Origin of the sequence: Micromonospora sp. WMMD998 (assembly GCF_029581235.1) — a bacterium.
Taxonomy (GTDB): domain Bacteria; phylum Actinomycetota; class Actinomycetes; order Mycobacteriales; family Micromonosporaceae; genus Micromonospora.
This window is the reverse complement of record NZ_CP120740.1, coordinates 1,742,306-1,754,386: the sequence shown is the minus strand read 5'-3', so window position 1 is coordinate 1,754,386 and position 12,081 is coordinate 1,742,306. Positions and strand designations below refer to the sequence as shown.

General features: G+C 72.3%; 14 protein-coding genes. 6 read left to right on the top strand and 8 right to left on the bottom strand.

Annotated features, from left to right (window positions below):
- Positions 1–41: 41 nt before the first annotated feature.
- Positions 42–1,073 (top strand): class II fructose-bisphosphatase, encoded by a 1,032-nt coding sequence (gene glpX, locus O7619_RS08410; RefSeq protein ID WP_282286795.1) that lies wholly within the window; start codon positions 42–44, stop codon positions 1,071–1,073.
- 26 nt (positions 1,074–1,099) lie between these two features.
- Positions 1,100–2,026, top strand: a complete 927-nt coding sequence (locus O7619_RS08405) for a DMT family transporter (protein ID WP_282288735.1) — start codon at positions 1,100–1,102, stop codon at positions 2,024–2,026.
- Between the two features lie 45 nt (positions 2,027–2,071).
- On the opposite strand, the gene O7619_RS08400 is transcribed toward O7619_RS08405, so the two are convergent.
- Positions 2,072–3,001, bottom strand: a complete 930-nt coding sequence (locus O7619_RS08400) for an NAD-dependent epimerase/dehydratase family protein (RefSeq protein WP_282286794.1) — start codon at positions 2,999–3,001, stop codon at positions 2,072–2,074.
- Positions 3,002–3,141: 140 nt separating this feature from the next.
- On the opposite strand from O7619_RS08400, the gene O7619_RS08395 reads away from it, so the two are divergent.
- A complete protein-coding gene (locus O7619_RS08395) occupies positions 3,142–3,828 on the top strand; it encodes a TetR/AcrR family transcriptional regulator (protein ID WP_282286792.1) in 687 nt (228 codons plus the stop codon).
- A 64-nt stretch (positions 3,829–3,892) separates the two neighbouring features.
- Here the strand turns inward: O7619_RS08395 and O7619_RS08390 are convergent, their stop codons facing one another.
- From O7619_RS08390 to O7619_RS08365, 6 genes are all read right to left on the bottom strand, one after another.
- Positions 3,893–4,861 carry an NAD(P)/FAD-dependent oxidoreductase gene (locus tag O7619_RS08390; protein ID WP_282286790.1) on the bottom strand — a complete coding sequence of 323 codons (969 nt, stop codon included), beginning with the start codon at positions 4,859–4,861 and terminating at the stop codon, positions 3,893–3,895.
- 107 nt (positions 4,862–4,968) lie between these two features.
- Complete coding sequence (locus O7619_RS08385; protein WP_282286789.1) at positions 4,969–5,628, bottom strand: rhomboid family intramembrane serine protease; 660 nt, start codon at positions 5,626–5,628, stop codon at positions 4,969–4,971.
- A 110-nt stretch (positions 5,629–5,738) separates the two neighbouring features.
- Positions 5,739–6,434: a transglycosylase SLT domain-containing protein gene (locus O7619_RS08380; protein WP_282286787.1), complete on the bottom strand. Its 696-nt coding sequence runs from the start codon at positions 6,432–6,434 to the stop codon at positions 5,739–5,741.
- Positions 6,435–6,721: 287 nt separating this feature from the next.
- On the bottom strand, positions 6,722–8,131 hold the full coding sequence (locus O7619_RS08375) for a PhoH family protein (RefSeq protein ID WP_282286785.1): 1,410 nt from the start codon (positions 8,129–8,131) through the stop codon (positions 6,722–6,724).
- A 246-nt stretch (positions 8,132–8,377) separates the two neighbouring features.
- Positions 8,378–8,794, bottom strand: a complete 417-nt coding sequence (locus tag O7619_RS08370; protein ID WP_282286784.1) for a hypothetical protein — start codon at positions 8,792–8,794, stop codon at positions 8,378–8,380.
- Positions 8,791–9,132, bottom strand: a complete 342-nt coding sequence (locus O7619_RS08365; RefSeq protein WP_281584951.1) for a hypothetical protein — start codon at positions 9,130–9,132, stop codon at positions 8,791–8,793. Before O7619_RS08365 ends, O7619_RS08370 begins: the two co-directional genes overlap by 4 nt.
- 264 nt (positions 9,133–9,396) lie before the next feature.
- Here O7619_RS08365 and O7619_RS08360 point away from each other — a divergent pair, with 264 nt between their 5' ends.
- The 3 genes from O7619_RS08360 (at position 9,397) to otsB (ending at position 11,248) form a co-directional block, all read left to right on the top strand.
- A complete protein-coding gene (locus O7619_RS08360) occupies positions 9,397–9,837 on the top strand; it encodes an XRE family transcriptional regulator (RefSeq protein WP_282286782.1) in 441 nt (146 codons plus the stop codon).
- 163 nt (positions 9,838–10,000) lie between these two features.
- On the top strand, positions 10,001–10,354 hold the full coding sequence (locus O7619_RS08355) for a hypothetical protein (RefSeq protein WP_091060788.1): 354 nt from the start codon (positions 10,001–10,003) through the stop codon (positions 10,352–10,354).
- 69 nt (positions 10,355–10,423) lie between these two features.
- The gene (otsB, locus tag O7619_RS08350; RefSeq protein ID WP_282286778.1) at positions 10,424–11,248 is read left to right on the top strand and encodes a trehalose-phosphatase; all 825 of its coding nucleotides are present in this window, start codon (positions 10,424–10,426) and stop codon (positions 11,246–11,248) included.
- 21 nt (positions 11,249–11,269) lie between these two features.
- On the opposite strand, the gene O7619_RS08345 is transcribed toward otsB, so the two are convergent.
- Positions 11,270–12,040, bottom strand: coding sequence for an isoprenyl transferase (locus O7619_RS08345; protein WP_282286776.1), 771 nt, complete (start codon positions 12,038–12,040; stop codon positions 11,270–11,272).
- Positions 12,041–12,081: the final 41 nt, after the last annotated feature.

Below are 12,081 nucleotides of genomic sequence, written 5' to 3'. Positions count from 1 at the left end.
CCCGCCGGTCCACCCCGCAACGTCGCGAGGAGGAGGCCGCCATGACAATCACCAGGACGCGGACGCCCCAGGATCTCGACCGCAATCTCGCGCTCGATCTGGTCCGGGTCACCGAGGCCGCGGCCATGGCCGCGGGCCGTTGGGTCGGCCGGGGCGACAAGGAGGGCGGCGACGGCGCCGCCGTCGACGCCATGCGCAAGCTGATCAACTCGATCCCGATGCGGGGCGTCGTGGTGATCGGCGAGGGCGAGAAGGACAACGCCCCGATGCTCTTCAACGGCGAGGAGGTCGGCGACGGCACCGGTCCCGAGGTGGACGTGGCGGTCGACCCGATCGACGGCACCACGCTGATGAGCAAGGGCATGCCGAACGCGCTCGCCGTGCTCGCGGTGGCCGAACGCGGCGCGATGTTCGACCCGAGCGCGGTCTTCTACATGGAGAAGCTGGCCGTCGGCCCGACGTACGCCGACGTGGTGGACATCAACGCCGGAGTGGCCGAGAACATCCGCCGGATCGCGAAGGTCAAGGGCACCGACACCGCCGGGGTGACGGTCTGCGTGCTGGACCGGTCGCGCCACGACGACCTGGTGAAGCAGATCCGGCGCACCGGCGCGGGCATCCGGTTCATCTCCGACGGCGACATCGCCGGCGCCATCGCGGCGGCCCGGGGCGAGTCGGACGTGGACGTGCTGATGGGCATCGGGGGCACCCCCGAGGGCATCACCGCGGCCTGCGCGCTCAAGTGCATGGGCGGCGTGATGCAGGCGAAGCTCTGGCCGAAGGACGCGGCCGAGCGGGAGAAGGCGATCGCCGCCGGGCACGACCTGGACCGGGTGCTGTTCACCGACGACCTGGTCACCGGCGACAACTGCTTCTTCGTGGCCACCGGCGTCACCTCCGGGGACCTGCTGCGCGGCGTGCGCTACCGGAACAGCGGCGCGTACACCCAGTCGATCGTGATGCGCTCCAAGAGCGGCACGATCCGGGTCATCGACTCCTACCACCGCCTGGAGAAGCTGGCCCTCTACTCGGCGGTCGACTTCGACGGGCGCCCGCTGGCCGAGCAGGAGTGACGGCCGGGACGGCGGCACCACCGACGCTGTCGGCCGGGCGACGGGTCGCCGGCGTCGGGCTGGCCACCGCCTCCGGCGTCCTGGTGGCCGTCCAGTCCCGGATCAACGGCGAGTTGGGCGTACGGCTGGCCGACGGGATCGCCGCCGCGGTGGTCTCGTTCGGCCTGGGCCTGCTGCTCCTGCTGGTGCTGGTCCCCGTCACCGCCGCCGGCCGGCGAGGGCTGACCACCCTGCGGGGCGCGCTGCGCGCCGGCGCCCTGCGGCCATGGCAGTGCCTGGGCGGGGTGTGCGGCGCCTTCCTGGTGGCGGCCCAGGGGCTCACCATCGGCGCGCTCGGCGTGGCCGTCTTCACCGTCGCGGTGGTGGCCGGGCAGTCCGGCAGCAGCCTGCTCGTCGACCGCGCCGGCATCGGCCCGACCGGCCGGCAACCGGTCACCCCGAACCGGCTGGTCGGCGCGGTGCTCACCGTGCTGGCCGTACTGCTGGCGGTGGGCGACCGGCTCGGCGACCCGGGGGCGCTCGCGCTGGCCCTGCTGCCGCTGGTCGGCGGGGTCGCCATCGCCTGGCAGCAGGCGGTGAACGGCCGGGTCCGGGCGGCGGCGGACAGCGCGGTGACCGCCACGCTCGTCAACTTCACCGTCGGTACGGTGGCGCTGCTCGCCACCTTCCTGGTGGAGGTGGCGGTGCGGGGTTGGCCGACCGGCCGTCTGCCGAGTGAGCCGTGGCTCTATCTCGGCGGTCCGATCGGCATCGTGTTCATCGCGCTGGCCGCCACGCTCGTCCGGTTCACCGGGGTGCTGCTGCTCGGCCTGGCCACCATCGCCGGGCAGATCATCGGCGCGGTGCTGCTGGACGTGGTGCTGCCGACCGCCGCCAGCCACCCCGGCGCCAACACCCTGCTGGGTGCCGCCCTGACGCTGGTCGCCGTCCTCATCGCCGCCGCCCGGAGGTAAGGCGGGGGCCCCGCTTAACGCTTTTGGTAGAGGCGGGGGCCCCGCTTAACGCGCGGCCGGGGTGCGCAGGCCGGCGACGATCTCCTCGATGATCCGGTCCAGCGGGGTCGGCTCGATGCCGAGCGTTTCGGTCGCCGCGGTGGAGTCGAGCACGAACGGCCGGGCGAACTGGTGCGCGGTCTCCCGCAGTTCCCGGGCGAACGGGTTGGCCACGCCGGCCAGCCAGAGCACCGGGTAGGGCATCCGGGTCAGCCGTGGCGCCGGCGCGCCGGCCCGGGCCGCCGTCCGCTCGGCCACCTCCCGCATCGAGGTCGCCGGCGCGCTCGGCACGTGCCAGGCCCGGCCCCAGGCCCGCGGGTCGGTCGCGGCGGCGACGAGGGTACGGGCGACGTCCGGCACGTACGTCCAGGTGTGTGGCGCGTCCCAGGCGACGGGCAGGAACACCCGCTTCCCGGCGAGCACCCGGGGCAGCACCATCATGGCCAGCGAGACACCGCCGACGCCGATGTAGTCGGAGCCGCGTACCTCGGTGACCCGGGCCCGACCGGCGCGGTGGGCGGCCAGGGCGTCGGCCCACATCCGGTTGCGGACCCGGCCCTTGGTGCCGGTGGCGGCGAGCGGGGTCGCCTCGGTCATGGGGGCGTCCACCGGGCCGTACCCGTAGAGGTTGCCGACGGTGGCGAGCACCGCGCCGCTGCGTTCGGCGGCGGTGAGCAGCGCGGCGGCCAGCGGCGGCCAGTCCGTCGCCCACCTGTGGTAGGCCGGGTTGGCGCAGTTGTGGAGCGCGACCGCGCCCTCGGTCAGCGCGGTGAGCCGCGCCGGGTCGGCGGCGTCGGCGGCGACCCGCTCGACCGCCGGGTGTTCCGGGCCGGTGCCGCGCCGGGTCACCATCCGCACCCGCTCGCCACGCTCGGTGAGGAGGCGGGCGGTGGCGGTGCCGACGGGTCCGGCGCCGACGATCACGTGCAGGGCCATGGCGGGTCCACCTTGTCTGAAGCAGTAGTCCGAATCGAGAGCACCGCTCTCGAAGAAGAGCATGACTCGGGCCTGGACCAAAAGTCAAGAGCAGTGCTCTCTCTTTTGATTGGCGCTCTCATCCGTGGCACAGTGAGGGCATGGTCGCTCCCTCGCTGCGCGCCCGGGTCCGCGCCGGCATGATCGAAGAGATCAAGGCGGTCGCCCGTCGCCACCTGGCCACCGACGGCGCGGACCTCTCCCTGCGCGCCGTCGCCCGGGACCTCGGCATGGTTTCCTCGGCCATCTACCGCTACTTCCCCAGCCGGGACGACCTGCTCACCACGCTGATCCTGGAGGCGTACGACGCGCTCGGTGACGCGGTGGAGGCGGCGGACGCCGCCGCCGACCCCGACGACCCGCGCGGTCGCTGGTTCGCCACCTGCCGGGCCGCGCGCACCTGGGCGCTGGCCCACCCCGCCGAGTACGCGCTGCTCTACGGCAGCCCGATCCCCGGGTACGCGGCCCCGGACGACACGATCGCGCCGGCCCTGCGCCCGCCGCTCGCGTTGATCGGCATCCTGCGCGACGGGGTGTCCTCCGGCCGGATCGCCCCGCCGGACGAGGACCTGCCCGAGCCGTTGCGCGACGACGTGGCCGAGTTGGTCGACCAGACCGGCGTGGCGCTGCCGCCCGCGCTGATGGCGCGCGGGATGGCGGGCTGGACCCAGCTCTTCGGGCTGATCAGCTTCGAGCTGTTCGGCCGGATCAACCGGGCGTTGCCGCACCGGGACGAATACTTCGACCACCAGATCGGCCTGATGGCCGACCTGATCGGCCTGCCCTGACACCGGTCAGCGGTGTTAAGCGGGGGCCCCGCCTCTACCGGAGGCGTTAAGAAGGGGCCCCTCCTTACGTGCCGTCGGAGGAGTGGCCGGGGAAGAGGTGCGCGGCGGGGTCGATGGCCACCGCGGCGTTGTTGACCGCGGTCGCCGCCTCGCCGAAGCCGGTGGCGATCAGGCGGACCTTGCCCGGATATTCGGTGATGTCGCCGGCCGCGAACACCCGCGGCAGGTTGGTGGCCATCGCGCTGTCCACCACGATGTGCCGCCGGTCGAGGGTGAGCCCCCACTCGGCGAGCGGGCCCAGGTCGGCGGTGAAGCCGAGCGCGGCCACCACCGTGTCCACCGGCAGCGACTCCACGTCGCCGCCGCGTACGGTCAGCTCGGCGCCGGTGACGCGCTCCTCCCCGTACAGCCGGCTCACCTCGGCGTTGACCACGACCCGCACGGGCAGCGCGCGGACCCGCTCGACGGTGGCGGCGTGCGCGCGGAAGCGCTCCCGACGATGGACCAGGGTCACCGACCGGGCCAGCGGGGCGAGTGTGGCCGCCCAGTCGAAGGCCGAGTCGCCGCCACCCACGATGAGCACGTGCCGGTCGGTCAGCTCGGTCGGCTGCGGCACGAAGTAGACGATCCCGGCGCCGGTGAAGCTCTCCGCGACCGGCAACGGCCGGGGCGTGAAGCTGCCCAGGCCACCGGTCACCACCACCGCGCCGCAGCTCAACTGCTCACCGCCGGCCAGCCCGAGCACCGGTCGCCCGTCGACGTACGACAGTTTCTCCGCGCGTACGCCGAGCAGGTATTCGGGGTGGAACGGCGCGGCCTGGGCGACCAGGTTCGCGACCAGTTCCCGGCCCTTGACGGCGGGGAAGCCGGCGACGTCGAGGATCAGCTTCTCCGGGTACATCGCGGTGACCTGGCCACCCGGCTCGGGCAGCGCGTCGATCACGGCCACGGAGAGCCCGCGGAAGCCGGCGTAGTAGGCGGCGAAGAGCCCGGCCGGGCCCGCCCCGATCACGGCGACATCGACCTCGCGCATGGCGTACCGTCACTTTCCGCCCGGGGTGGATCAACGCGTGCTGATGCCGACGGTAGGCGGAGGGGTGGGCGTGGGCAAGCACGTCCCGCCGATGGACGAGCGCGTCGTCAGGGGAGGGTGACCGGCGGTGACCCGAGCCGGTCCGGCGCATCGATGTCGGAGCGGCGGCGGAACAGGATCGCCGCGACCACGCCGCCGAGCAGCCCGAACAGGTGGCCCTGCCAGGAGATCCGCTCGTCGGTGGGGAGGATGCCCAGCAACTGCCAGCCGTAGAGCAGCCCGACCAGCAGCACCACGGCGAAGTTCCACCAGCTCCGCTCCACCACGCCCCGGGTGAGCAGGAGGCCGAGATAGCCGAAGATCACCCCGCTCGCGCCGACCACCACCGAGCTCGGTGAGCCGGTGAACCAGACGCCCAGCCCGCTCACCAGGATGATCACCGCGGTGGACCAGAGGAACCGGCGGGTGCCGGCGGCCAGCACGAACGTGCCGAGCAGGATCAGCGGGATGCTGTTGCTGTAGAGGTGGTTCCAGCCGGCGTGCAGGAACGGCGAGAAGAAGACGCCGTCCAGGCCCTGGATCCGGTGCGGGATGATGCCGGCGGTGACGTCCAGGTTGAGGCGCAGTCCGACGTCGAGCGCCTCGATGAGGAACAGCACCGGCACGACCGCGCACATGGCGACGAAGGCCCGGCCGAGCGCCGCGTAGAACGCGTCCGTGCCGAACCGGTTGGGGTCTCCGCCGCGAGGGCTGTCGGGCCAGGTCACTCACCAACAGGTATCAGCAAATGCGCCCGGCCGCCACTTGAGCGGGTGAGACGGCGGCGGGAGACGCGGATCTCCGCGTCTCCCGCCGCCGTCCGGACGTTCTCAGCCGGTCAGTACCAGCCCTCGCTCTGCGACTGCTGCCAGGCGCCGCAGGGGGTGTCGTACTTGCCCTTGATGTAGCCGAGGCCCCACTTGATCTGGGTGGCCGGGTTGGTCCTCCAGTCGTCGCCCACCGAGCTCATCTTGCTGCCCGGCACGGCCTGCGGAATCCCGTACGCACCGGAACTGCTGTTGGACGCCTTCGGGTTCCAGCCGCTCTCCTTCTTCCAGAGCTTGTCCAGACAGGGGAACTGGTCGATGCCGAAGCCCTTGTCGAGCATGAGGGCGCAGCCGATCTTCCGGTTGCCGCTGTATTCCGAACAGGAGGCGGGGATCTCCCCCGCGTACGGCTTGATCTTGGCGTCGGCCTCGGCCTCGGCCTTCGCCGCCTCCCGCTCCTTCTTGCGGTTCGCGGCGGCCTTCTCGGCCGCCTTGGCCCGCTCGGCGGCCTCCTTGGCCGCCGCCGCGGCGCGCAGCTTGGCCTGGTATTCCGCGGCCCGCTGCCGGGACGACTGCACGCGGTGGTGGGCCTGCTGCTCGCGCTGGTAGGTGTATTCGGCTCGGTCGACCTCGCGGCCGACCTGCGCGGTCAGGCCCTCCTGCTGGGTCTGACGATCTTCGCCCAGGTAGAAACCGCCGGCAACGCCCACGGAGAGCAGCGCGACAGCGGCCGTACGGGCGCCGAACCGGCTCCACAGCCGACTCACGAAGTTTCCCTTCGTCGGAGGCAGGGACACGGCACCTCGCGTGGCCGGGTTCGGCCGCGCCGGGATGCCGCGAGCGCCCCGACCCGCCGGTCTCAGCCGACGCACCGACCCTCGTGGCTCCCGCCACCGTGGCGGGGAATGCTCGACGAGTGTCAGGTGTGCATGGGACTCCAGGGACTGGAGTTGTCGGTGACGCTCGATGGACACCATCGCGCACGGTGAGGCCGGTGGGAAACCACGGAGGCCAAAAGTGATCTGCGCCACACCAATAATGGGGGCAAATGCGCTCAGCCCGGGATGTCCTCCAGGAGATCCGTGACCATCGCGGCGATCGGAGAACGCTCCGATCGGCTGAGCGTGACGTGCGCGAAGAGGGGATGGCCCTTCAGCGCCTCGATCACCGCGGTGACGCCGTCATGCCGACCGACCCGGAGGTTGTCGCGTTGCGCCACGTCGTGGGTGAGCACCACCCGCGACCCCTGACCGATCCGGGAGAGCACGGTGAGCAGCACGCCCCGCTCCAGCGACTGGGCCTCGTCGACGATGACGAAGGCGTCGTGCAGGCTCCGGCCCCGGATGTGGGTGAGCGGCAGCACCTCCAGCAGCCCGCGCGAGGTGACCTCCTCCAGCACGTTCTCGTGCACCACCGCGCCGAGCGTGTCGAAGACGGCCTGGGCCCAGGGCGACATCTTCTCCGACTCCGAGCCGGGCAGATAGCCGAGTTCCTGGCCGCCGACCGCGTACAGGGGGCGGAAGACGATCACCTTCTTGTGCCGGCGGCGCTCCATCACCGCCTCCAGGCCGGCACAGAGGGCCAACGCCGACTTGCCGGTGCCGGCCCGGCCGCCCATCGACACGATGCCGATCGACTCGTCCAGCAACAGGTCGAGCGCGATCCGCTGCTCCGCCGAACGCCCGTGCAGGCCGAACGCCTCCCGGTCACCCCGGACCAGCCGCACGGTCTTGTCCGGCAGCACCCGGCCGAGCGCCGAGCCGCGCGCCGAGTGCAGCACCAGGCCGGTGTGGCAGGGCAGACCCGCGGCGGCGTCGATGTCCAGCGTCTCGCCCGCGTAGAGCCGGGTGATCTCCTCCTCGGCCAGCTCCACCTCGGCCATCCCGGTCCAGGTCGGATCGCTCGCCTGACCGTGCCGGTACTCGTCGGCGCGCAGGCCCACCGAGGCCGCCTTCACCCGCAGCGGCATGTCCTTGCTGACCAGGGTCACCTCGCGCCCTTCGGCGGCCAGGTTGAGCGCCACCGACAGGATCCGGGCGTCGTTCGACTCGTTGCGGAAGCCGGGCGGCAGCACCCCGTCGTCGGTGTGGTTCAGCTCCACCCGCAGCGTGCCGCCCTGGTCGTTGGCGGGCACCGGCCGGTCCAGCCGGCCGTGCCGCACCCGCAGCTCGTCCAGCATGCGCAGCGCCTGCCGGGCGAACCAGCCCAGCTCGGGGTGGTGCCGCTTACCCTCCAGCTCGGAGATGACCACGAGCGGCAGCACCACCTCGTGCTCGGCGAAGCGGTGGAACGCCGCCGGGTCGGAGAGCAGGACCGAGGTGTCCAGCACGAAGGCCGGGCCCGCTGGTCGAGGCTCCTCGGTGGCGGCAGCGGCGGCGGTGCGCCGGCTGCGGGTGGTCCGACGGGTCGTGGCGGTCGAGGCCGGGGTCTGGTCGGCACCGGCGGGGGTACGGCGAGTGGTCACAGGCCTGCTCCGCGGATGGGCACCCGGCCACCCGAGTTCCGCCTCTTCCGGTGCCCGGCGGACACGGGGTCGGATGCGGGCCCCGTGCGCGAGGTTCGCAGGTCCGGGCTGTCCGGCTGGCCCGGGAAAGCCCCGCGCCATGCCTAGACGCTAATCGCCGTCGGCCCGCGCGGCTAGGGCCTGTTTCGCGGGGACCGGCCGGGACGCGGTGCCCCCTGGGCGCGTCCCGGCCGGTCCCCGCGGGCCTCAGCCCGACCGACGGACCAGCGTCCCGGCGCGCGGCCCGCTGGCCGTCGCGCCGAACGAGGAGCCGGTGTACGTGGTGCCCGGGCGGGCCGCCGTCCCGCCCGGCGCGGTGACCCGTACCGCCGGGGGCCCCGGCCGGGCGGTGACCGCGGCGGGCGCGGCGGTGCCGGCGAACGACGCGGCCGGACGCCCGACCGACGTCACCGCGGCCGGGGCCGGGCCGGACAGCGCCGACGCGATGACGGCCTGGGCCTCCCGACGCCTGCGGTTCCACGCGCCGCGGTCGCCGTCGAAGTAGCCCTGCCGGTAGCCGAACCGGTAGCCGATCCGATAGCTGAGCTGGCCGTGCAGCCGGCCGGCGGCGTAGCAGGTGGCGCTGAGCACCAGCACGAGGACGACGGCGAGGAAGGGGCTCACCGCTCGTCCGCCCCGGGCAGCGGGTCGACCACCAGAAGCCGTTCCAGGTCGGCGGTGCTGACCTCCTCGACCAGCTCGACGCTGATCCGGCATCCGTCGAGGATCACCTCGGCCACGGACGCCCGGCGGATCTCGCCGCCGGAGTCGTAGACCCGCACGCTCAGCTCGGGACAGCCGAGATGGGTACGCCAGGCGTCCCACTCCGCCCGGTCGCCGACGCTGAGTGAGAGATAGCGGCAGCCCCGGGCGAGGTAGAGGCGCCACGGGGCGCTCAACCCGGCGGAGACTCCGTCGGCGATCAGCCCGAATGCCTGGGCTCGGGTCGCGACCTCGGTCACGAGACCCCCTCCGCAACCGCGGAGTGACGCACGTGAGCACCTTCCGTCTCAAGCACGTGACACACCGTAAGTTGTCTCATGAGCGTGACAGTATCAGCTTTTTGGCCATTTGCCGCCGCACTCCTGTCTATCTATTCTGCCCAGGTGATACCCCCCAGGAGCGGCTCTGGACCGGTTATCGGAAGGTCCGGATCGGCGTCACGTAGGCGTGACATCAGCGTGCCGAGTCACCCTGACGCAACAGACCGGCCGTACCGTCACGGGGTGACCGAGACGGCCAACGCACGGAAGATCGCCTTCGCCACCTTCGTCCGCCGGGCGCTCGACGACGCCCGCGCCATGCGGGCCTGGAGCGGCACCGAGGTCTCCCGACGCACCGGCGTCTCCCGACAGACCATCAACCGCTGGGTACGGGGCGACTGGGCGAGCGATCCCGAGGCCGAGCGGGTGGTCGCGTTCTGCGAGGGGCTCGGCCTCGATCCGGCCGCCGCGTTCACCGCGCTCGGCTGGGACCGGGCGACCGGCGCCCGCCCCACCTCCGTCCCGCCCCCGATGGACCCGGACGTGGAGGCGCTGCTGCGCCGACTGGTCGACCCGAGCGTCTCCGACGCGGAGAAGTTCCACATTCGAGAAACCATTAGATACCTCGCATATCGCCCAACGCTTTCGGCAAATGTCCGAAATAGGGGGAAGCAGGCCGGGTAGTTCCTCAGATGGCGAAAGAACGGAAGGTCGGGACCGATCAATTCGCCTCGGGGACGGATCGGACCCGCTAGCGTCCACGTTTGTACTGCTAGGGGCTCGTCATCGGCGGGGGGACGGGACACAGCCGAACCCAGCCCTGCGGGACAGAAGGAGGGGTCTGTCCATGACCCTGAAATGGTTGGCAGTCGTGGTCGCCGTGGTGTCGGTGACATCGTGCGTGACCGGCAACGTGGTCGTCGGCGTGCTGAACGGCGGGCAGCTTCCGCTCGTCGTCAATCTTCTCGCGCTCACCACGGCCGGCACGGCGGTGATCCTCGCCGTCGTCGCCGAGCTGCACGACCGCCTCAACGACCGGGTCAGCGCGCTCACCGAATTCCTGGTGGCGCGACTCAACGAGATCGAGGCGCACACCGGCGACCGGAACACCGGCTTCGTGGAGGGCTACCTGCTCAGCCACGGGCAGGAAGCGGCAGTCGTGCCGTTCGGGCGCCGGGGACGAGGAGCCGCCGAACGCTGACTCCCCGGTCGTCCCACAGTCACGTCTCGGCCACGAATACGCCGCCCGGCGCGGGGTACGCTGACGCGCGTGCCGCCGTTGAATCTGGGCAACCAGCAGCCGAAGACCCCGTTGGACGCCGAACACGCGTGGCGTGCCACCGCCGCCCGCGCCAGTGACATGGTGCTCTTCTTCGACTTCGACGGCACACTCGCGCCGGTCGACGACGACCCCACCGCGGTCCGGCCCGCGCCCAAGGTGCTCGCCGCGTTGGAGGCGCTCGCCGCCCGCGTACGCCGGATCGCCATCGTCTCCGCGCGCCCGGTGGAGTTCCTCCGCAACCACCTCGGCGGCCTGGCCGGCATCGACCTGTACGGGCTCTACGGCCTGGAGCACAGCCACTCCGGCGGCGAGACGGTCACCGAGCCGGCCGCCCTGCCCTGGGTGCCAACCATGGCCGAGCTTGCCGAACAGGCCGAGGCCGAGCTGCCGCCCGGCGCCCTGGTCGAGTTCAAGCGGCTCTCCGTCGCGCTGCACTGGCGCACCGCCCCGCAGCTCGGCGACCTGGTGCAGGAGTGGGGCCGGGCCCGCGCCGAGCGGCTGGGCCTGCGCTGCCAGGCCGGCCGGATGGTGCTGGAACTGAAGCCCCCGGTCGACCGGGACAAGGGCATGGTCATCGGCGAGACGGTCCGGGACGCCGGCGGCGCGTGGTATTTCGGCGACGACGTCTCCGACATCAAGGCGTTCGCCGCGCTCCGCGCCCGCGCCGCCACCGACCCGGATTTCCTCGGCGTCTGCGTGGCCGTGGCGAACCCGGAGACCGGCCACGAGGTGGCCGACGCCGCCGACCTCACGCTCGACTCCCCCGCCGCCCTCGGCGACTTCCTCACCGCCGCCCTGCCCCACCTGCGCTGACCGGGCCGCAGCGGCGAAGGGTCAGACCCCGTAGCGGCGTTGGCGGGTGGCGTAGGAGCGCAGCGCGCGAAGGAAGTCGACCTTGCGGAAGTCGGGCCAGTTCAGCTCGCAGAAGTAGAACTCCGAGTGCGCGCTCTGCCAGAGCATGAACCCGGAGAGCCGCTGCTCGCCGCTGGTCCGGATGATCAGGTCGGGGTCGGGCAGCCCCTTGGTGTAGAGATGCTCCGAGATGTGCTCCACGTCGATCGTGGTGGCCAACTCCTCGATCGTGCCGCCCTGGGCCGCGTGCTCCAGCAGCAGCGAACGGACCGCGTCGGCGATCTCGCGCCGGCCGCCGTACCCGACAGCGATGTTGACCTGTGCCCCGCCGTCGCGGTCCCGGGTGCGCTCCGCGGCGCCCTTCAACGCGGCGGCGTGCTGCGCCGGCAGCACGTCGAGCGCGCCCACCATGCGCAGCCGCCAGGGGTTGCCCTCCTCGGCCAGCTCGGTGGTGAGATCCTCGATGATCTGGAGCAGTGGATCCAGCTCGGTCGCCGGCCGGGACAGGTTGTCGGTGGAGAGCAACCAGAGCGTCACGTGCCCGACGCCCGCCGCGTCACACCAGCGGAGCAGCTCCTTGATCCGCTCGGCGCCCATCCGGTGGCCGTCGTTCGGATCGACGAAGCCCATCTCCCGGGCCCACCTGCGGTTGCCGTCGCACATCACGCCGACGTGCGCGGGCACGGGCCGGCCCGCGAGCTTCGCCGTCAGCCGGCGCTCGTACACGGAGTAGAGGAGTTTCCGCAGAGTCATCACCTTGCAGGGTAGCGACCCACGGGAAAGATCAGTGCCGC

Excerpts from the sequence above, each read along its gene's own strand:
- glpX (WP_282286795.1), top strand. The coding sequence starts at position 42 with ATGACAATCACCAGGACGCGGACGCCCCAGGATCTCGACCGCAATCTC.
- O7619_RS08400 (WP_282286794.1), bottom strand. The coding sequence starts at position 3,001 with ATGGCCCTGCACGTGATCGTCGGCGCCGGACCCGTCGGCACCGCCACC.
- O7619_RS08395 (WP_282286792.1), top strand. The coding sequence starts at position 3,142 with ATGGTCGCTCCCTCGCTGCGCGCCCGGGTCCGCGCCGGCATGATCGAA.
- O7619_RS08390 (WP_282286790.1), bottom strand. The coding sequence starts at position 4,861 with ATGCGCGAGGTCGATGTCGCCGTGATCGGGGCGGGCCCGGCCGGGCTC.
- O7619_RS08355 (WP_091060788.1), top strand. The coding sequence starts at position 10,001 with ATGACCCTGAAATGGTTGGCAGTCGTGGTCGCCGTGGTGTCGGTGACA.
- O7619_RS08345 (WP_282286776.1), bottom strand. The coding sequence starts at position 12,040 with ATGACTCTGCGGAAACTCCTCTACTCCGTGTACGAGCGCCGGCTGACG.